Origin of the sequence: Bacillus sp. ms-22, from assembly GCF_009759805.1 — a bacterium.
In the GTDB taxonomy this organism is placed as follows: Bacteria; Bacillota; Bacilli; order Bacillales; family Bacillaceae; genus Bacillus; species Bacillus xiamenensis.
Window position 1 is genome coordinate 777,681 of the sequence record NZ_CP046653.1, and the last position, 19,372, is coordinate 797,052.

At 42.2% G+C, this 19,372-nt stretch carries 18 protein-coding genes, 1 tRNA gene and 2 pseudogenes; 16 read left to right on the plus strand and 5 right to left on the minus strand.

Annotation, left to right across the window (positions count from 1 at the left end):
• Positions 1–38: 38 nt before the first annotated feature.
• Positions 39–527 (minus strand): ribonuclease, encoded by a 489-nt coding sequence (locus tag GPA07_RS03980; protein WP_008361076.1) that lies wholly within the window; start codon positions 525–527, stop codon positions 39–41.
• 376 nt (positions 528–903) lie between these two features.
• Complete coding sequence (locus GPA07_RS03985) at positions 904–1,881, minus strand: 2-hydroxyacid dehydrogenase (protein ID WP_157292059.1); 978 nt, start codon at positions 1,879–1,881, stop codon at positions 904–906.
• Between the two features lie 455 nt (positions 1,882–2,336).
• Here GPA07_RS03985 and GPA07_RS03990 point away from each other — a divergent pair.
• Positions 2,337–2,945, plus strand: a pseudogene (locus GPA07_RS03990) (SulP family inorganic anion transporter); the annotation flags it as partial.
• 100 nt (positions 2,946–3,045) lie between these two features.
• Here the strand turns inward: GPA07_RS03990 and GPA07_RS03995 are convergent.
• Entirely contained in the window at positions 3,046–3,387 is a 342-nt protein-coding gene (locus tag GPA07_RS03995; RefSeq protein ID WP_157292060.1) for a MazG nucleotide pyrophosphohydrolase domain-containing protein, read from the minus strand.
• A gap of 134 nt (positions 3,388–3,521) precedes the next feature.
• Between GPA07_RS03995 and GPA07_RS04000 the strand changes: the two are divergent.
• A pseudogene (locus GPA07_RS04000) lies at positions 3,522–3,653 on the plus strand (TIGR00730 family Rossman fold protein); the annotation flags it as partial.
• 117 nt (positions 3,654–3,770) lie between these two features.
• Here GPA07_RS04000 and clpP read toward each other — a convergent pair.
• Positions 3,771–4,367, minus strand: coding sequence for an ATP-dependent Clp endopeptidase proteolytic subunit ClpP (gene clpP, locus GPA07_RS04005; protein WP_008361979.1), 597 nt, complete (start codon positions 4,365–4,367; stop codon positions 3,771–3,773).
• 227 nt (positions 4,368–4,594) lie between these two features.
• Between clpP and GPA07_RS04010 the strand changes: the two genes are divergently transcribed.
• The 11 genes from GPA07_RS04010 to GPA07_RS04060 all read left to right on the plus strand — a co-directional run bounded on the left by GPA07_RS04010 (position 4,595) and on the right by GPA07_RS04060 (position 14,372).
• A complete protein-coding gene (locus GPA07_RS04010; protein ID WP_008361976.1) occupies positions 4,595–4,903 on the plus strand; it encodes a TM2 domain-containing protein in 309 nt (102 codons plus the stop codon).
• A gap of 127 nt (positions 4,904–5,030) precedes the next feature.
• Positions 5,031–6,383 (plus strand): IS1182 family transposase, encoded by a 1,353-nt coding sequence (locus tag GPA07_RS04015; RefSeq protein WP_157292061.1) that lies wholly within the window; start codon positions 5,031–5,033, stop codon positions 6,381–6,383.
• A 208-nt stretch (positions 6,384–6,591) separates the two neighbouring features.
• Positions 6,592–6,667, plus strand: a tRNA-Arg gene (locus GPA07_RS04020).
• Between the two features lie 300 nt (positions 6,668–6,967).
• A complete protein-coding gene (locus tag GPA07_RS04025) occupies positions 6,968–7,432 on the plus strand; it encodes a DinB family protein (protein ID WP_008361975.1) in 465 nt (154 codons plus the stop codon).
• Between the two features lie 134 nt (positions 7,433–7,566).
• On the plus strand, positions 7,567–7,695 hold the full coding sequence (locus tag GPA07_RS18995) for a hypothetical protein (protein WP_268557951.1): 129 nt from the start codon (positions 7,567–7,569) through the stop codon (positions 7,693–7,695).
• Positions 7,696–7,860: 165 nt separating this feature from the next.
• Complete coding sequence (locus GPA07_RS04035; RefSeq protein WP_083381117.1) at positions 7,861–9,030, plus strand: macrolide family glycosyltransferase; 1,170 nt, start codon at positions 7,861–7,863, stop codon at positions 9,028–9,030.
• Positions 9,031–9,350: 320 nt separating this feature from the next.
• Positions 9,351–10,994 carry a nickel ABC transporter substrate-binding protein gene (gene nikA / locus GPA07_RS04040; protein WP_157292062.1) on the plus strand — a complete coding sequence of 548 codons (1,644 nt, stop codon included), beginning with the start codon at positions 9,351–9,353 and terminating at the stop codon, positions 10,992–10,994.
• A 15-nt stretch (positions 10,995–11,009) separates the two neighbouring features.
• Positions 11,010–11,939: a nickel/cobalt ABC transporter permease gene (gene opp1B / locus GPA07_RS04045; protein WP_157292063.1), complete on the plus strand. Its 930-nt coding sequence runs from the start codon at positions 11,010–11,012 to the stop codon at positions 11,937–11,939.
• Positions 11,940–11,945: 6 nt separating this feature from the next.
• A complete protein-coding gene (gene opp1C, locus GPA07_RS04050; RefSeq protein ID WP_157292064.1) occupies positions 11,946–12,833 on the plus strand; it encodes a nickel/cobalt ABC transporter permease in 888 nt (295 codons plus the stop codon).
• Complete coding sequence (locus GPA07_RS04055; protein ID WP_071168530.1) at positions 12,796–13,614, plus strand: ABC transporter ATP-binding protein; 819 nt, start codon at positions 12,796–12,798, stop codon at positions 13,612–13,614. Before opp1C ends, GPA07_RS04055 begins: the two co-directional genes overlap by 38 nt.
• The gene (locus GPA07_RS04060) at positions 13,608–14,372 is read left to right on the plus strand and encodes an ABC transporter ATP-binding protein (RefSeq protein ID WP_008361781.1); all 765 of its coding nucleotides are present in this window, start codon (positions 13,608–13,610) and stop codon (positions 14,370–14,372) included. Before GPA07_RS04055 ends, GPA07_RS04060 begins: the two co-directional genes overlap by 7 nt.
• Positions 14,373–14,559: 187 nt before the next feature.
• On the opposite strand, the gene GPA07_RS04065 is transcribed toward GPA07_RS04060, so the two are convergent.
• The gene (locus GPA07_RS04065) at positions 14,560–15,969 is read right to left on the minus strand and encodes a polysaccharide deacetylase family protein (RefSeq protein WP_157292065.1); all 1,410 of its coding nucleotides are present in this window, start codon (positions 15,967–15,969) and stop codon (positions 14,560–14,562) included.
• A 417-nt stretch (positions 15,970–16,386) separates the two neighbouring features.
• Between GPA07_RS04065 and GPA07_RS04070 the strand changes: the two genes are divergently transcribed.
• The 3 genes from GPA07_RS04070 to GPA07_RS04080 are packed head-to-tail and all read left to right on the plus strand — an operon-like array spanning position 16,387 to position 19,233.
• Complete coding sequence (locus tag GPA07_RS04070; protein ID WP_232532143.1) at positions 16,387–17,322, plus strand: FecCD family ABC transporter permease; 936 nt, start codon at positions 16,387–16,389, stop codon at positions 17,320–17,322.
• Positions 17,319–18,320, plus strand: coding sequence for a FecCD family ABC transporter permease (locus GPA07_RS04075; protein WP_157292067.1), 1,002 nt, complete (start codon positions 17,319–17,321; stop codon positions 18,318–18,320). Before GPA07_RS04070 ends, GPA07_RS04075 begins: the two co-directional genes overlap by 4 nt.
• A 13-nt stretch (positions 18,321–18,333) precedes the next feature.
• Complete coding sequence (locus GPA07_RS04080) at positions 18,334–19,233, plus strand: iron-hydroxamate ABC transporter substrate-binding protein (protein ID WP_034739953.1); 900 nt, start codon at positions 18,334–18,336, stop codon at positions 19,231–19,233.
• Positions 19,234–19,372: the final 139 nt, after the last annotated feature.

Consider the following 19,372-nt stretch of genomic DNA (forward strand, 5'->3'; position numbering starts at 1 on the left):
AGACAGCCCGTTTGACTTAGGGCTGTCTCTTTCAATGATCAACGAATCCGTGTGAATGTCGCATAGTGATCGGTTGTTTTATAAATGAGCCAGTCACTTGAGTATACGAGGCGGTCAGCATTACGGAAGCCAGAGACGTAGTTGATGTCAGCCTCACGCCATGTTCGGCCGCTTGCTGAAGGAAGACGTCCCTCCCGGTTAGAAAAAACATCTCCACCGATGCTTTTTCCTGGTGCGACTTCCGCTAAATTCCCCTTCGATGCCACCCATCCGAGAGCGCTCGCTTGAGATTTTGTGATGTAATTATCAGGCAGTCGTTTATAGCTGATCAGGTAATCAGCTACACCATCAAATGTATTAATGACGGCAAGGGTGCGAAGGTCTGGTGCAAGCTGAATTGAAGCTGTTTCATTTGTGGCTGTTGGTGTAAGAGGTGTTTCTGCATGAGCTTGCTGCGGGATAAATCCAGAAAACAGAATGGCAGCGATCAGAGCAAACATGGTGAAAATCGAACTTATTTTTTTCATCTTCATCCTCCTCAAAAGGAAATGGGATGTCGTCCTCTTGTTGCTTGTCTACCTCATATTATAGCACCCGCACATGAAGGAAATGTAAAGAATCAGGAGATTGGCGAAAATGAGACTTTTCTCCCGAGTCCCTCCAGATGACATAAATAAAAAGACGCAGTTCCCTGCGTCCCAGCGTGTAGACAAACCCTCGCATTCGGTGTCAGTCCTGCGTGCTGGTGCTCACGAATGTCAAATTCGCTCCGCACCAGTACTCGTCCTTCCTAGACTGCAAAGGTTTTCAGTTCACGCTGAAAAGAAGACAAAGGGCTCAAATAAAGTTCATTTTAGCCCTTTGTCAACAATCTGAAACGCAGTTTCCTGCGTCCGTTTTCGTTTAAGATGTGGCAAGCTCCTTCACAATATCAACAGGGGCTTTGCCATCTATGCCATGAATCACATTATGAATGGCTCGTTTGAGCATGAGGTCTCTTGTCGTTTCAGTAGCAGAACCGATATGGGGGGCAAGAGTGACATTGTTCATCTCCATGAAAGGATGATTTTCCTGAAGCGGTTCTTGTTCATACACATCCAAGCCGGCTCCTTTGATCCACCCTTCCTGCAATGCTTGGATGAGGCTTTTCTCATCGACAGTTTTCCCGCGGGAGATGTTCACAAATAAAGCGGTCTGCTTCATGAATTTAAATTCCCGCTCTCCTATCAGGTGGTACGTTTCGTCAGTCAGCGGTGTGATTAACACAATGATATCCGCTTGCTTCAGCAAATCATCAAGTGCACAATACACAGCGCCGTATGCCGATTCGGCTTTCTCATTCCGGCTTCGGTTATGATAGAGGACGTTCATATCAAAACCATGAGCAGCTCGTTTGGCGACTTGCTCTCCGATTCGTCCCATCCCAATAATGCCGAGCGTTTGATGATGGACATCAATGCCGAACATATCTTCCTCCTGCACGAATTCCGTCCATTTTCCCTCGCGGATAAAACGATCAAGCTCGGCAATTCTTCTTGCAGAAGAGAGAATGAGCGAAAAGGCAAGATCAGCAACGGTATGATCGAGTGTGTAAGGCGTGTGCGTCCCAATCACCCCTCTTTGTCTCATCGCTTCTAGATCAAAATTGTCATAGCCGACTGAATGATTGCTCACCACCTTGAGTTGGGGTGCGTGATCTAATAAGTCTTGATCAATTTTCGTGCCAGATGTTAAAAGGCCATCAGCCTTCTGCAACTTCTCATATAAAACATCTCTTGGAATAGGGTCCTTTGATTGCCATACCTCGTATGTACAATGTTCCTTTAGCATGTCTTCAAAAGAGGCAGGCAGGGGTTTGGCGACAAAAATATGTGGTTTCACAGTCAATTCGCTCCTTTCACATGGGCATCTTTCTCTTTTTATTATAAAGCAACCATTTTGGCAGTACACGTTTGAATATGAGCAGTTCAATATTTAATATACTGAAATAACGGGAAAGAAGACGTTTTTTTAGTGAAAGAGTAAATTCCTCGGCCAACTGATGTCTTTTTATGATGTAGAAAAATGAGTGATTAGTAGATGTGTCATAGAAAAATGGCAGATGTTTCGAGAGATAATTTGACAAACCGGAAAGTAGATCTAGAGTTTTTGGTAGAAAATTTATTATATTTGAAGTGTATTAAACGGGATGGCCATTTTCTACTAAACCTTTTCATCGTCTTTTGGTGAGATGAGAGCTATCGTTTGAAAGCAAAAGCCACATATCGCCTGTGCTGAAGCGGTATAAAGGTCAAAATAGAGAAAATGCTTACATTTTCTCTCATCGTTTTCTCATTATGAGAGAAATCGTGGTTCATCTCGGGACCACAAATCGTCTTGCCATCATCACATCCGTCATCGGGCTTATCGTGATTTTGGCGGCACAAAAATATATTCCCAAAATACCTGGTGCTCTATTAGGACTATTAGCTTCAACATTTGTAGCCGTTCTCTTTTTCCAAGGACAAGTTGTAACCCTTGGCTCTGCATATGGCGAAATTCTTCGTCAGTTGCCAAGCTTCGCTTTTCCTGAACTAACGATTGAAAAAATGATGGACCTCTTGCCGCCGGCTATTGTCATTGCGCTTTTAGGCGGAGTGGAGTCGATCTTGTCTGCGATGGTTGCTGACAATATGAAAGGTTCTAAACATGACAGCAATAAGGAACTCGTCGGTCAAGGAATTGCCAATATGGCAGCACCGCTTTTCGGAGGGATTCCAGCAACTGGGGCGATTGCCCGAACGGCAACGAACATCAAAAATGGCGGAGCAAGTCCGATTTCAGGTGTCGTGCATGGCATCGTCGTCTTGCTGATCTTAATGTTATTTGAACCATATGCATCCATGATTCCGCTTGCTGCCATGGCACCGATTTTGATGTTTGTGGCGTTGAACCTTGCTGATCGGTCTCTCTTTCTAATGTGGCTGCCGTTTCTATTTTTGAACGAACGGATGATATCTTACCACAGCATCTATGAGACGATGAAAAAAGCACGTGACCGACAAGTCACGTGCTTTTTGCCTGCTCTGTCTCACGAGAAAACCGCTGAGTGAGTTTCTGCTGATGGGAGGAGAAGACTTCTTCTAATGAGACATCATAGAGGTCAGCTAGAACGAGTAGATTCGCTAACACGTCTCCCATTTCTTCAACAAGGTCCTTTTTTAACTCGGATGCTGCTTGTATTTGTTCATCAGGCCGATCACGCCCGATTTCTACTGCTCTGACTGCACGAGCGAGTTCTCCCGTTTCCTCCATCAGGAAACCTAGCCTGATAAACGGCCCGTATTCCGTCCAATTTCTCATGTTATAAAAATCCTTGATCCATTTCTCCATCTCAGTTGTTTGCATGCTCTTTATACATCTCCTTATATGGTGTTCACCTTTTGATTTCACACTATATATAGACGGAACGGCTGTTTCTTTACAATCAAGTATAGGAGAATGAGTGGGTGAAGAAATCATAGAGAGATGGAGCTGTTTTGATGAAAACGATTTGTGTGTTTGCTGGGTCGAATTCAGGTGTGAATGACATCTACAAACAAAAAGCTGTCGAGCTGGGGGCTTATATGGCAAAGCAAGGAATCCGTCTTGTATACGGCGGCTCACGAATTGGATGAATGGGAGCCATTGCGGATGAGGTATTGCTCTTCAGCAGAAATGGACAGAGCTGTCTTAACGTATTTGAACAACAAAAAACCGTCTGTTCAAAGAGCAGACGGTTTGTGTTGTCATTATTTTTGTTCGTCTGTATTACGGGTCAAGACTTTGTCAATGAGTCCGTATTCAAGAGCTTCTTCCGCTGTTTTGAAGTTGTCACGATCTGTATCGCGCTCAATCACTTCAATTGGCTGACCAGTACGTTCAGAAAGTACTTGGTTCAGTTTATCTCGTAAAGAAAGGATTCGTTTTGCCGCAATTTCAATTTCTGTTGCTTGACCTTGGGCACCGCCTAGTGGTTGGTGAATCATCACTTCACTATTTGGAAGGGCATAACGCTTACCTTTTTCACCAGCAGCAAGCAGGAACGCACCCATTGATGCAGCCATACCAATACAAATAGTTGATACCTTTGGTTTAATAAATTGCATCGTATCGTAAATGGCCATACCAGCTGTGATCGAACCGCCAGGGCTGTTAATGTAGATAGAAATATCTTTTTCTGGATCTTCGGCTTCTAAGAAAAGAAGCTGTGACACGATGGAGTTGGCAACATTGTCATCGATTGCAGAACCAAGCATGATAATACGGTCTTTTAAAAGACGAGAATAAATGTCGTAGGCTCTTTCCCCACGATTTGTTTGCTCAATGACTGTAGGTATTAAATTCATAATGTTCCTCCTTCACCTTTTAGGTAAGTATGTAATTCAATGATACATTTTTGGTCAATAAAGGTCAAACAAAATGCAATCAAAAAATTCGACAGCCACATGTTATTTTTCCCAAAATTAAATTTCTTAAACCATGGAAAAGTTTTAAAAAAATATGGAAAAACTTTCTGTTGTGAGGTAAAATTACCTATGGAATAATTATTTGTAGTCAGAAAGAAGGAAACAGAGTGGATAATTTGCTTTTAGAAAAAAGTGGTTTGACTGATCAGCAACGTATTGTTGTCTCAACTGAACTGCAAACCAAGAAAAAGTCGAAATTAGTTGTATTTCTTTTGTGGTGGTTCTTTGGAGCGTTTGCTATTCATCGTTTTTACCTAGATGAGAAAAAAGGGTATGCAGTGACCATGCTTCTTTTAGGATGGTTAACACTGTTCATTTGGCCGTTTATTGATGGTATCATCTGTCTTGTGAAAACAGTTGATGAAGTAAATGAAAACATGGAACGAAAAATTATTGCATCTGTGAAAATGGCATAAGAAGACATGTCTGCATCTTTTCGGTCAGGCTGTCGAGAAAATCTCGACAGCTTTAATTTTTTCCTTAAAGTTTCCATCCCCTCATTTTATAATAGAGAAAAGCCCACTAAAGGAAGGTGTTTTTCTCATGTTCCACACTAGAAATTCTTCTCAGCACGAAGCCGAATTTGTATTACTAGATCAACTGGTCGAAGAGGATCACCTGCTTCGTAAAATTGATCAGTACATTGATTTTTCATTTATCGTAGATAAAGTAAGACCGTATTATAGCGAGAATAAAGGTCGCCCTTCTCTTGATCCACTTATTTTGTTCAAAATGATGTTTATCGGATACCTGTACGGTATCCGTTCTGAAAGACAACTTGAAAAAGAAATTTACTATAACATGGCGTATAGATGGTTTTTAGGTTTGAACATCAATGACCCCGTTCCTCATCACTCGACCATTAGCTGGAATCGTCGTACTCGATTCAAAGATACAACGATTTTTCAAGACATTTTCGACGAGATCGTGCTTCAAGCTATCAATCATGATATGGTAGGAGGCCGCGTTCTTTTTACTGATTCAACTCATCTTAAAGCCAATGCCAATAAACATAAATATACGAGAAAAACGATTGAACAAGATACCCAGAACTATATAAATGATTTAGAAGAAGCGATCCAAGAAGATCGGATGGCACACGGAAAAAAGCCCTTAAAGGTAAAAGAGGAGGTGAAAACGGAAAAAGACATTCGTCAAAGTAAGACTGATCCTGAAAGTGGCTATCTTTATCGTGAAAACAAGCCAGAAGGCTTTTTCTACCTAGACCACCGTACAACAGATATGAAGTACAATATCATCACTGATGCTCATGTCACACCAGGTAATGTCCACGATTCTGTACCATATCTTGAACGACTGGATCACCAAATCGCACGATTTGGTTTTCAAGTAGAAGCTGTTGCCCTTGATTCTGGTTATTTGACAACCCCAATCTGTAAAGGTTTATCCGATCGACGTATTTTTGGTGTTATCGCACATAGACGCTTTCATCCAACAAGAGGATTATTTGAGAAGTGGAAATTTCAGTATGACTCTGAACACGATCACTACATATGCCCGAATGGTGAAAAGCTTTCATATACCACAACTGATCGAAAAGGCTATAGGTTCTACAAATCAGATCCCAAAAAATGTGCTTCGTGTCCTTTTCTTGAAAACTGTACAAGATCTAAAAATCATCAAAAGGTCATCTCAAGACATGTGTGGGAGGAACATAAAGAAAAGGTCAGACAAAATCGTCTGTCTCCCGCTGGAAAAGAGCTATACAAAAAAAGAAAAGAAAAAATAGAGCGAAGCTTTGCAGATTCAAAACAACTGCATGGGCTTCGCTACTGCCGGTTGAGGGGAAAACAAAATGTGAGTGAGCAAGTGCTTCTCACAGCTGCCTGTCAGAACATGAAGAAGATTGCCACACACCTAGCGAAGTTAGGCTAGGTGTGTGGGAGGCCTTTTTCATTCAATCTTATCCATCATACTTACGCTGAAAATAAAAAAGATTGTAGAAAAACATGAGTTTCTCTACAATCTGACATGTCTGCATCTTTTCGGTGCAGGCTTCTTTTTTGATGCTGTCAGAATATCATTGCTTTCTTGCATCATTTCCCTTATAATTTGATATGCTGACGTTCAAAAAACATATCGTGCGCTCGTAGCTCAGTTGGATAGAGCGGTGGTTTCCGGTACCACGTCTGCCGGGGGTTCGAATCCCTCCGAGCGCGTCTATAGATTCGATTTATCATTTAAAAAAAGCTGAAAATCCTTATTCTAAAGGGTTTTCAGCTTTTTTTGTGAGTGATTTGAGAGGAACTTCACCTGTTCTTCAGAATATGTTGTGAATGATGTACGGCCACTTAGTAGTAAACAGAGATTATTGTTTTACTAGCCTGAAAGAAAGACGCTATATTTAAAAGTAAGCAACACAAAAGATATAATGTATTGAATGAGTATAAAATCATTGCACATTGAAGCTTTTTTATTGTTCTACTAGCAGGGAAGAATTTTTTCATAAGGAGGGACTAATGAATTGTGAAAGTGTTTTACATCAAATTGAAGTAGCTGTTAAAACATTAATAAAAATAATAAGTAAATTAGAAGAAGATGATCTGCAAAAAAGACCAACATCTCATAAGCAGTCTATCGGAGAATTGTTGGAACACATTGCTATCATTTGTGAAGCTGACTGGCGTATTTCTAATGAGGCTACCCAAGAAGAGATGGAAAAATTTTATTCTAATGTATCATACAAAGATTTAGAATCAATAGAAAATGGCTTAATTACCAACTTTCATTCATTAAAAAATAATTATATGAATTTATCAGACAAAGAACTACTATCCCGTACCACCTCATATTGGGATGTGACATATACAAGGTATGAATGGTTGTTAGAGATATTAGCACACGTTTATCATCATAGGGGGCAATTACACGCTATGCTTGTTCACTGTTACGATAAAGACCCTAAAATTTTAATGTTTGAATAACTGTCCTCAATTCAAATAACATTCATCGTGTTTTTTTAAGTCATGTCTATTATACGTTCTACGAGCTTATGCTTGATCTATTTCCCGATAGAACAAGTGTCTCTCACAGCCTTCTCCATAAGGAGAGGGGTTTTATGGAAAAAAACAAAGCAGTGCAACAAGGACATGTTCTGTACTATTCAATCAATGAATTTATCTATGCTGATCCGACTTCAATTGAAAAACAGTCCGCGGTGTTTAAACAAATGCTGCTCAAAAAATAATAGAAAAAAGACAAAGCATGTAACAGGAGGCTTTGTCTTTTTTCTGTGATCCGCTTAAAATATTGGCCCTAAGACTCATTGCCTCCCTTTTCAGGCGTATTTGTTGAGCCAGCTGACTGTATATGATTAACATGGAAGGGAATTGACAATGAGGAGGGGATTCTGGTGGCGAAGATTTTAATAATTACGTTCCCAGCTGAAGGACATGTGAACCCAATGTTAGGAATCATAAAAGCATTGGCGGATCGAGGAGATGAAGTGCATGTGGTGACAACTGTACATTATCAGGAACGAATCAAACGCTTAGGCGCTCACGTACATATCCATCCAGATTATATTCGGACATTGAGTGTGAATGAAGGCGATTTGGAGTCCATGCAGCCATTTTTCCATGCCATGCTGCAAACGTCATTAGATATTCTAGAAGTGGTGGATACACTTTCTCAGCAGCATACATTTGATTTGGTCTATTTTGATATGTTTGGAGCAGGCGAACTGGTGCGAGATTACTTGCACATTCCTGGTATCGGATCGAATCCATCTTTTGTGCTGCAAGAGGCGCATTTTGACACACCTCTTTATCGCAAGGATGAGAAGGCTGCGCATTTACTAGAACAAATAAAGGATCGTTTTAAAGTACAGCCCAAACATTTGATGCAATTGATGAAAAATCGTGGAGAACTGAACATGGTGTATACGAGCGAATATTTTCAGCCGTCTGTTGATGCATTGAACGACTCATTTGTCTTCATTGGGCCGAGCTTTCAAAAACGGGCAGATCAGCATGATTTCCCGCTAGAAGCACTTGAACAGGAGAAGGTTATTTTTATTTCGATGGGGACAGTTCTTGGAGATACAGAGTCATTTTTTAATATGTGTATAGATGCCTTTGCAAACTTTGATGGCAAAGTGGTCATGGCAACAGGTGAAAAAATTGATATGTCCCTCCTAAAAGAAGCGCCTTCGCATGTTATCATCGAGCCTTATGTGCCGCAGCTTGAAGTCCTTGAACAGACCGATGTGTTTGTCACTCACGGCGGGATGAACAGTGTCAATGAAAGCATTCATTTTCATGTCCCGATGGTCGTCATCCCAGTGGACAAAGATCAGCCGATGGTGGCAAAAAGACTGACGGAATTGTCCGCTGCTCGTGCGCTCGATAAAGACCAGCTGACAGCAAAGCAGCTGAGAGACACTGTAGAAGAAGTACTGGGAAGTAACACGTATCTTGCCGGAATTAAAAAAATTGAAGAAAGCTTCCAAACAGCAGGGGGTACAGACAAAGCATTACGTGTCATTGATCAATTAATGCAAGCGAAACAGACTCAATCATGAGTCTGTCCAGCGTGTAGACAAACCCTCGCATTCTTTGTCAGTCCTGCGTTCCGGTGCTCACGAATCTTAAATTCGCTCCGCGCCGGTACTCGTCCTTCCTAGACTGCAAAGGTTCTCAGGTCACGCTGAAAAGAAGACAAAGGACTAAAATCAAGATCATTTTAGCCCTTTGTCAACAATCTGAACAGACTCAATCATGAGTCTGTTTTTTAATGAAAATAGACATTGTATTTCCCATTTCTGTATGCTATTATTCAATTCGTAATCATTTCGATTAATAATCGTAATGATTACGATAAAAGAATGTGGGGGAAGTACATATGAGGATTCGACGTGTTTACATAAAGCAAAAAGATGAGAAAGCCCATTCCTATGTGACATATACCTTGATGCTGTTTTCAGTCATGGCTTGCTTTCTATTGGCATCCTGCTCTGAAAATAAGACATCTTCCAGTTTACATGGAAGAGAAGATAATGAGCTGGTGTATGCAAGTACAAAAGATATCAGGGACATCAATCCCCATTTATATGGCGGGGAGATGGCCGCTCAACATATGGTGTTTGAATCACTTGTCGTGAATACTGAAAAAGGAATTCAGCCTGCCCTAGCCCAAAGCTGGGATATTTCAAAAGATGGAAAGACCTACACGTTTCACCTTCGAAAAAACGTGACTTTTTCAGATGGTGCGCCATTTAATGCGCAGGCAGTGAAGATGAATATTGATGCTGTCGTCGAAAATATTGAAAAGAACGCCTGGCTCAATCTTGTTTCAGAAATTCAATCGACAAAGGCAGTAAATGAACACACATTTGTTCTCAAATTGAAACAGCCCTATTATCCCACATTAGAGGAGCTTGGCTTAACACGTCCCTTCCGTTTTATTTCTCCTAACAGCTTCGTGGATGGCACGACAGCAAAGGGAGTTAAAGGTTATGCAGGCACTGGTCCTTATGTGTTGAAGGAACATAAAAAAAATCAATATGCCATCTTTAAAACGAATCATCGTTATTGGGGAAAGAAGCCAAAGATTTCAACAGTGAAGTGGAAAGTGATGCCGGATCATCAAACGATTTTACTCGCACTGCAAAAAGGAGAGATTGATCTCTTGTTTGGCGCAGATGGTGACATGATCGACGGAGACTCATTTCAGGTATTAAAGGAAGGGGGGCAATACGGTGTGACCGTGAGTCCTCCAGTTGGTTCTAGGTCTATCGTAATCAATTCAAATCAGCCCATCACAAAAGATCCGAAAGTGAGAGAAGCGTTTCAATACGCCGTCCAAAAAGACATGATCACAAAAGGTATTCTAAATGGAACGGAACAGGTGGCACACACACTGCTTGCCCCGTCAGTTCCTTACGCAGATATTCCGTTGAAAAAGAAAACCTATCAAAAAAAGAAAGCAGAAAAAATACTGGATGAAGCAGGCTGGAAGCTGAAAGAAGACGGCTATCGCTATCGAAATGGCACACCACTGAGCGTGACTATTTATTATAATTCCGATAATGCAGGCGAAAGAACGATAAGTGAATCGATTCAACAAGATTTCAAACAGGTTGGGGTCAAGCTTAATATTAGAGGAGAAGAAAAACAGGCATTTTTGGATCGCCAAAAAACAGGGAAATTTGATCTAATGTACTCTCTATCGTGGGGTCTTCCTTATGATCCACAAACCTACATTTCTTCATTCCGTGTGGCATCCCATGCCGATTATCAAGCCCAATTAGGATTGAAAAAGAAAAAGTGGCTGGATCAGACGATTACGAAAGTATTGGTGGAGCCAGATGAGCAAAAACGGAAACAAATGTACCGAGACATCTTCACGTATATTCATGATGAAAATGTCTACATTCCAATCTCTTATTCTGTGACAAAGGCCGTTTATAATAAACGTCTTAAAGGTGTAGGTTTTCATGTTTCACAGTATGAAATTCCCTTTGACCGGATGTATTTTTCGTCATAAAGCGGAGGCATAGACATGACACGCTATCTGTTAAAACGAATATTGCTGCTGTTTCCACTTATTATCTTCATCACCTTCTTTGCCTTTGTGCTACTGACGATACGGGCAAGTGATCCAGCTGAAGTTGCTTTGCGGGTGAATCAAGTCACCCCGACAGAAGAGATGATTGAATCGATGCGCCAGGAGCTAGGCTTAGATCAACCATTCTTCATACGGTATGCCACATGGCTTAAAGATGGATTAACAGGTGATTTTGGCAGCAGCTATGTCACACATGAGCCAGTGTTTGATCTGATCATGGAGGCGCTACCTGCAACATTAAAGCTTGCAGGAGTAGCCCTCTTTCTCATCATTGTGTCGAGTTTGTTACTCGGAATGATTTGTGCATATGCTGCTCATACGTGGGTGGACCGAGTCCTTAGAGCCTTTATATTTATCGCATCTTCAATGCCTAGTTTTTGGCTAGGCATTTTGTTTATCTGGCTTTTTTCTGTCAAATTCAACTGGGTCAATACGAGTGGAATGGAAGGAATCAAATCCATTTTTCTACCTGCTATTACTCTATCACTTGGCTACATATCAACCTATGTCAGACTGATTCGAAATCAAATTCTAAAGTTTCATCAAGAGCCCTTTGTGTTTTATGCAAGAGCTCGCGGTTTAAAGGAACGAACCATCCAATTGAAAGTTTTGAGGCATGCCCTTCAGCTCGCGATTACAGCACTTGGGATGTCGATACCAAAACTCATTGCAGGAACCGTCATTATAGAAAACCTGTTTGCTTGGCCCGGGGTTGGTCGATTGTGTGTGGAAGCTATTTTTCAAGCTGATTTCCCGATTATTCAAGCCTATTTATTTGTGATGGGGTTCTTGTTTGTTGTTTGCAATCTCATGGCTGATATCATGCAAATGATCATGAACCCGCAACTGAAAAAGGAGGTATAAGACATCATGAGAGGGTGGGATCAGTTAAGAAAAGATCGAATGGCTGTGCTGTCTATCTGGATCTTAGCACTTATCGCATTAGCTGGGCTGTTTGCACCGATGCTCGCTCCACATGACCCGGCTGACACGAATGTTTTAGACAAATATGCTAAGGCAAGCCTCACATACCCGCTCGGTACGGATCACTTGGGGAGGTGTGTGCTATCGCGTCTGCTATTTGGGATTCGGACAACAATGCTTGCGGCTGTTTTCACGATGTGTATCACAATGCTCATTGGAACTATACTTGGACTCATGGCTGGTCTTTTTAGAGGAAAGGTGGATGGCGTTTTAATGAGACTATGTGATGTCATCCTGTCATTTCCTGCTGAGGTGATGATTTTGGCCGTTGTGGGGATCATGGGACCAGGGCTTGTCAATATTATTTTGGCCAATGTCCTTGCGAAATGGGCGTGGTATACGAGGATGATCCGGTCGTCAGTCCTTCAATATACAAATGAACCATCGGTCCAGTTTGTAAAAGTATCCGGAGGTTCATCCTTTTACATTCTTCGAAAACATTTATTGCCTCGCATTTCAGGAGAAATCGCTGTCTTTGCTACACTCGATGCCGGGTGGGTCATTTTAAATATTTCCGCCCTGTCCTTCCTTGGATTGGGTGTGAGTGCACCTACACCGGAGTGGGGCATGATGCTGAATGAGGCGAAGAATGTGATGGTCACACACCCGGGTCATATGCTGGCACCTGGAATGGCGATTTTATTTGTGGTCATGGCCTTGAATTTTTTAGGAGACAGCCTTCAGCAGACCATGAACCCAGCCATGCATCCTATCAGCAAAAAAGGGGGGAGACGATTTGCCTTTTATCGACGTAAAAAGACTGTCCGTACATGATCCAGTACAGCAAAGCCATTTGGTAGCGAATATCACGTTTTCCTTACATCGACAACGCTGTTTAGCCGTAATCGGTGAAAGTGGAAGCGGAAAATCAACCATTGCAAAAACGTTAATTGGCCTGATCTCTCCTTCGCTAAAGGTGGATGGAGAGATCATCTTTGACGGTGAGAAATTGACAACTCAGACGGTAAAGGGATGGAGAGGGAAACGAATAGGCTTCATCTCACAAGATGCCATGAATGCATTTAACCCGATTGAAACGATTGGACATCAAATGATTGAAACGTTTCATCAGCATTTGGGTTTGCGTGGGAAAGAAGGGGAATTACATGCCATCGCTGGACTGGAAAGTGTCCATTTAAAAAATCCATATCAATTGATGAAAACATATCCTTATGAACTGTCTGGTGGTATGCTTCAGCGTGTCATGATTGCCATTACGATGATGCTTTCTCCTGATGTGATCATTGCCGATGAGCCAACTGCGTCGCTTGATGCATACAATCGGCGTGAAGTCATCATGCAATTACAGCGGATGAAAGAAGAAACAGGTGCCGCCTTGATCGTCATTTCGCATGATTTAGGCGTCGTTCAGGCGATCGCAGACGAGTTGCTAGTGATGCATCAAGGAGTGATGCTTGAGCATGGCTCAGCTGCGAAGATATTCACATCACCGCAACATCCCCAAACAAAGCATTTACTAGAGACGAGACTCCGTTTATCTAAGCCCCTTGAAGCATTGAGGCAGCAAAACAGAATGGAGGCAGCCCCATGTTAATCACAGTTCATCAATTACAAAAAAATGGGGAGACGAAGGGTTTTTTTTCTCATCAGAAGAAAGCAAAAGCACGAATCTCAAACGTCTCATTTCAAATTGAAAAAGGACAATGTGTTGGGGTAGTGGGAGAGAGCGGTAGTGGCAAAAGTACTTTAGCACGTATCCTGCTCGGTTTAGAAAAGAAAGATGGCGGCGAGATACAGGTTGACGGAAGGCAGGCACATACATGGCGGAAGGTGAACCGAGGAAAAATGAGTGTGGTATTTCAAGATTATCTATCTTCTGTTCATCCAGCTTTTACGGTGAAAGAGATCATTGCTGAACCTATGCGATTGTTACAGCAGGGAAAGAATGTGGATCAGAAGGTATTATCGCTGCTTGAACAAGTCAGACTGCCTTCGTCATTGCTGAATCAATATGCTCATCAGTTAAGCGGCGGTCAGCTGCAGCGAGTTTGCATAGCAAGAGCAGTATCAACGAATCCGTCCATTCTCATACTAGATGAAGTGCTGAGCTCACTAGATGTGTCTGTTCAGGTGCAAATATTGGAGCTGCTCGAAACGTTAAAACAAGAATTAGACATGACCATCCTTATGATTACCCATGATATAGAAGCAGCAGTTTATCTATGTGATCGGCTTCTTTTTTTACATGAAGGAACCGTGGTGGAAGATTGTAAAACGGACGAACTATATGAAGCGTCCCACCCATTTACGCTCAAGCTGCTGGACTCGCTCCTGCCATTTCAGCACATATGAAGAATATCAACAAAAGGAAGAAAAGCCAGCTGCTACAAGGAAAGAAGATGAGCTTTTGATCATAGGTATGCAGCTGTCTGACGTGCTCAGCCGTTTAAGTATAGAGCCTTCTCTGGAGCTGGATGAGACATTTCAAGCCTTGTTGAAAAGAAAGAAGTCGTTAGAGTCATAAAAGAAGCCCTTGTGTTTACTTCACAGGGGCCTTTTCGTTTCGTTCTTTTTTTAATTGTTCAAGTTCATTGACTGTGACAAGCTGGTAGCCCTGTTTCGTGAGTTCATGGATGATGTTCACTGCTGCTCGAGCGGAGCTGTCATAAATATCGTGCATGAGCACAGTTCGGCCATCTGCTGCATGTGAGAGAACATGGCTTGTGATCTGCTGGCTGTTACGAATTTTCCAGTCTTCAGGGTCAACGTCCCATAAAGAAACCTTCATATCAATCGCCCGATTGATATGAAGGTTTGTTCCACCATATGGCGGTCTAAAGTGTGTAGGTGTATAACCGCTGGCTTTCTCAATCATCTGCTGCGTATCTTTCACTTGTTTCACCGCTTGCTTTAGAGGCAGCCTTGTTAACAAAGGATGGTTATAAGAATGGTTTCCGATCTCATTTCCGCCTTTTAAAATGTCGGCAAGCATCAAAGGATAATATTGCACCCTGCTGCCTAAGACGAAAAAGGTAGCGTGTCCTTTATTTTTCTTCAGTGCTTCTAAGATTTTTGAAGTTGTTGCAGGATTTGGGCCATCATCAAATGTGAGTGCGATGGCTTTTTGATTGGGATCAAGCTTTGACTTTTGCGGCAGCTTCACGGCTTTTCTTTTTGGATTCGGTTCTTTGATTTCATTCTGATTTTTGATCTTATTCATATATTCCGGCTTCAATATGTCTTTTAGCAGCGTCTTTTTGATCGCGAGCGTTTGCGGTCCTAGATCTTTTGCGGCTACTTGGGAAGCTGGGAAATAAAACTCCACATAGTTCTCTTTCAAGGCAAATTGACTGAAGTTTTGATCAGTAGGGGCAGTTCCTTTTTGAAGGAGAGATAGATTCTTAGATAAGGTTTTATCCTTTTTTAGCTCCAAGTATGTAATATAGGATAATTTTTTCAAATAGTCCTTTTTTGGCTGAAATAAATCTTTTGTGTTAAGAAAGTCTTTTTTCTGAAAATCGAAATTGATCGTTACATGATGAGTGGTCCCATTTTGCTGCCCTGTATAAGTATAGGTCGTAAAATGAATGGCAGCAGATTGTTTCGCATAGTGCACCATGTCATAATCAATATTCAATTCAAATCGTTTGTTTTCATCGACGTCCTTTGCTTCACTGAATGTCTTCTTGAAATGCTCTAATGCTGAATTTGCATAGCTTTGAATCTTGTCATCTAGCTTTTTTTGATGAAAAAGAGGATAGTTGACTGCATATCTCATAAATTTCCCGTCATTTACAAGGGTCACAATTTCGACATTTTTATAATTCGTATCCTGCTTCACATTTTTCTTTTCTGTACCGCTTGCTTGCTGATTTTGAAAGAAAGCAACTGCTCCAATGACGATGGCAAGCGCAAATAGGATGATACTCCATTTTCCCTTTACTGACACAACTTTCAATTCTCCTCTCATGACGGGTCATTCTTTATTCGTTTGACATCTGTTTGTAATATTTCTATAACAATTGACTCACTTTTGTAATTTTAGGGGATGTTCATGTGGAATGTCAACTTATTTCCTATTAAACTATCAGAAAAAATGATAGGTCTTTCAGATTGAAAAACATCGTGGCGCATGACTGCTAAAGCAACATATCTTCAATCATTAAAAAATAAGCTGTACATTGCTTTTTCATAGGCTTACGGCTATAATTTTGATGATTATGATTCTCATTTTCAAAACTGATTTTAAATGAAGAAAAGGATGACACCGATTTTGCAGAATCAGCGAACCCCTCAACACAAACGCTCATCACCTATTCTGTTCTTTTTATTATTTTTTCTCGCAGTCATTGGTTTGGTGGCTGCTATGTTTTTGGCTGTTTCATACGGTGCCAAGACATTGTCTTTGCAAACGGTCTGGACAGCTGTGTTCGACTATCAGTCAGATGTGACAGAGCAGCAGATCATCCATGAATTAAGGCTCCCGCGTGTTCTAGGGGCAGCACTTGTTGGAGCGGCGTTTGCTGTCGCAGGTGCTCTCATGCAAGGCATCACGAGAAATCCGCTGGCGGATGCTGGAATATTGGGCATTAACGGCGGTGCGATGTTTGTTGTCGCTCTCTGTTTTGCTTTTTTTCCAGGAATACCATATTCAGCACTGATGTTTTTTTCTTTTTTTGGTGCTGTGCTTAGTACGCTTCTGATCTTTGCCATTGGGGCAGCTGGTGGTATGCTGACCCCGCTTCGGCTGACGATTGCAGGAGCCGTTGTGGCTGCATTGCTTCATGCGCTCAGCTCTGGTATCGCCATTTATTTTGATCTCAGTCAGGATCTGGCTTTTTGGTACGCAGGGGGTGTGGCTGGTGTGAAATGGCCGCAGCTGACGATCCTTGCTCCAGTCATTCTCATTGTTATCGGATGGGCGATGTTATTAGGGCGGTCACTTTCGTTACTATCGCTCGGTGAAGATGTAGCCGCTAATTTAGGGGTGAAAATCAGGCGAGTGCGAATACTAGGAATGGCAGCCGCTGTCTTGCTGGCAGGCGTGTCTGTATCAGCGGTTGGGTCCATTGGGTTTGTCGGGCTTGTGATTCCACATATTGCACGAAAGCTGGTTGGGATCAACTATCGCTTCGTCATTCCAATGTCAGCGATTTTAGGCGCAGTGCTGCTCGTCTGTGCTGACCTGGCCAGCCGTACAGTGAATCCGCCAAGAGAGCTTGCCATTGGCGTCATGGTAGCACTTGTCGGTGTTCCTTTCTTCTTATATATTGCCAGAAAAGAAGGGAGGAACTTGTCATGAGAGAGAAGCAGCGAGCTCTTGTCGTGACAGCGGTTCTGCTTTGCCTGAGTGCAGCTGTGGTGCTGTATAGTTTAAATACCGGCACGCTGAAACTTAGTCCCGTCGTTGTCGTTAAAACGTTATTTGGCTTTGGGGATTTTCAAAGTGAGACGGTGCTGTTTGACTATCGTCTGCCTCGTATCGTCGTGACGATATTAGCTGGAATTGGACTAGGTGTCGCAGGTGGCATCTTGCAGAATTTATCCCGCAATCCACTGGCCGATCCCGGAATTATTGGACTGAATGCAGGAGCCGCATTTGGCTTAATTCTGTTTGTTACGTATTTTCACGCACTAGAAGGTCACCCATCTTTACTCATCCCGCTCTTTACATTTGGCGGAGGACTCCTTGCGGCGGCCATCATCGTGCTCCTTGCCTATGACAGGCATGAAGGACTGGTTCCTATCCGGCTGATCCTTGTAGGAATTGCTGTTGCTGCAGGGTTTAGTGCATTGACCTTATATTTGTCATTGAAGCTTGATGAAGATACATACACATTTGCTTCAAGGTGGCTCGTCGGCAACGTATGGGGAAGAGACTGGATTCATGTGCTTGCGCTCCTGCCTTGGATTGTCTGCCTTGTGCCGCTTACGCTGATGCAGTCAAGCACACTTAATGCATTAACGTTAGGAGATGCTGTCGCCTCAAGTGTAGGTGTACGTGTGCAGCGAAAACGCCTTTTGCTGCTCACTTTAGCGGTTGGCCTAGCTAGTGCAAGTGTGTCAATGACAGGTGGTATTGGTTTTATTGGACTTGTTGCGCCTCATTTGGCGAGACGGCTTGCCGGGTCACTGCACCAATATTTTTTACCGGTTAGTGCCTTACTTGGCCTTTTGATTTTGGTTAGTGCCGATACAATTGGACGGTCCATATTTGCCCCAAATGCCATCCCTGCGGGTGTGGTTGTGGCTTTTATCGGAGCCCCTTATTTTCTATATTTATTAACAAAAACAAAATAAGAAAGAGGAACTCATCATGAAAAAATTACTTGTTTTTGCTTTAACGCTTTGTTTCTTGATTCTTGCCGCTTGCGGTCAACAGGAAACAAAGAATACGACAAATCAAGATGATAACGGAACACCTAAGATCGCTTCCTTGTCCATTCATTTAACAAATGACTTATTAGCACTTGGAATCAAGCCTGCGGGCTCTGTCGTAGGGGGAGACTTAAAAGATTTCCTTCCACATGCGAAAAAACAGCTGAGCCATACGAAAAAGCTTGGCATTGCAGCTGATCCAGATATGGAGTCCCTGCTTGCTTTAAAACCAGATGTCATCTATGTTGATGAAGAGCTGGCTGGTCAAGACTTATCGAAATACAAGAAGATTGCCAAAACAGAAGTGTTTCATTTAAATGATGGCACATGGCGTGATCATTTGAAAAAAATCGGCAAGCTCGTCAATAAGGAAAAAGAAGCGGATCAATATATCAAGGACTACAATCAAGAAGCAAAAGAAGTCAAAGCACTTATCCAGAAAAAGATTGGACATGGAAAAGTGATGGCGATTCGTGTAACAGCAAAAGAGCTTCGAGTATTTAGTATGAAGCGTCCGATGGGCCCTATTTTATACGAAGATTTAGGACTGACCCCTGCAAATGGTGTGAAAAAACTGAACAGCAAACGACCTTTTGAAGTGATTTCCCAAGAGGTTCTTCCTGACTTTGATGCAGATGCTATTTTCGTCGTCGTTAACCGTGATGACAAGGCGCAGCAGGCATTCAAACAGTTAGAACAGACTCCGATTTGGAAAGGCCTAAAAGCCGTGAAGAAAAACCAGGTGTATCCAATTGCAGATCAGCCATGGCTCGATTACTCAGCACTAGGAAATAAAATGGCAATGGATGAAGTAAAAGAGATGTTTTCTAAATAAGAAGCATATGAATCAAGACATCATTCCACACATAGGAATGATGTCTCAGCGTGTAGACAAACCCTCGCATTCTTTGTCAGTCCTGCGTGCCGGTGCTCACGAATGTCAAATTCGCTCCGCGCCGGTACTCGTCCTTCCT

Bases quoted from the DNA above. Each gene is read 5' to 3' on its own strand.
- GPA07_RS03980 (WP_008361076.1), bottom strand. From the start codon at position 527: ATGAAAAAAATAAGTTCGATTTTCACCATGTTTGCTCTGATCGCTGCC.
- GPA07_RS03995 (WP_157292060.1), bottom strand. From the start codon at position 3,387: ATGCAAACAACTGAGATGGAGAAATGGATCAAGGATTTTTATAACATG.
- clpP (WP_008361979.1), bottom strand. From the start codon at position 4,367: ATGAATTTAATACCTACAGTCATTGAGCAAACAAATCGTGGGGAAAGA.
- GPA07_RS04015 (WP_157292061.1), top strand. From the start codon at position 5,031: ATGTTCCACACTAGAAATTCTTCTCAGCACGAAGCCGAATTTGTATTA.
- GPA07_RS04025 (WP_008361975.1), top strand. From the start codon at position 6,968: ATGAATTGTGAAAGTGTTTTACATCAAATTGAAGTAGCTGTTAAAACA.
- GPA07_RS18995 (WP_268557951.1), top strand. From the start codon at position 7,567: ATGGAAAAAAACAAAGCAGTGCAACAAGGACATGTTCTGTACTATTCA.
- nikA (WP_157292062.1), top strand. From the start codon at position 9,351: ATGAGGATTCGACGTGTTTACATAAAGCAAAAAGATGAGAAAGCCCAT.
- opp1B (WP_157292063.1), top strand. From the start codon at position 11,010: ATGACACGCTATCTGTTAAAACGAATATTGCTGCTGTTTCCACTTATT.
- opp1C (WP_157292064.1), top strand. From the start codon at position 11,946: ATGAGAGGGTGGGATCAGTTAAGAAAAGATCGAATGGCTGTGCTGTCT.
- GPA07_RS04060 (WP_008361781.1), top strand. From the start codon at position 13,608: ATGTTAATCACAGTTCATCAATTACAAAAAAATGGGGAGACGAAGGGT.
- GPA07_RS04070 (WP_232532143.1), top strand. From the start codon at position 16,387: ATGTTTTTGGCTGTTTCATACGGTGCCAAGACATTGTCTTTGCAAACG.
- GPA07_RS04075 (WP_157292067.1), top strand. From the start codon at position 17,319: ATGAGAGAGAAGCAGCGAGCTCTTGTCGTGACAGCGGTTCTGCTTTGC.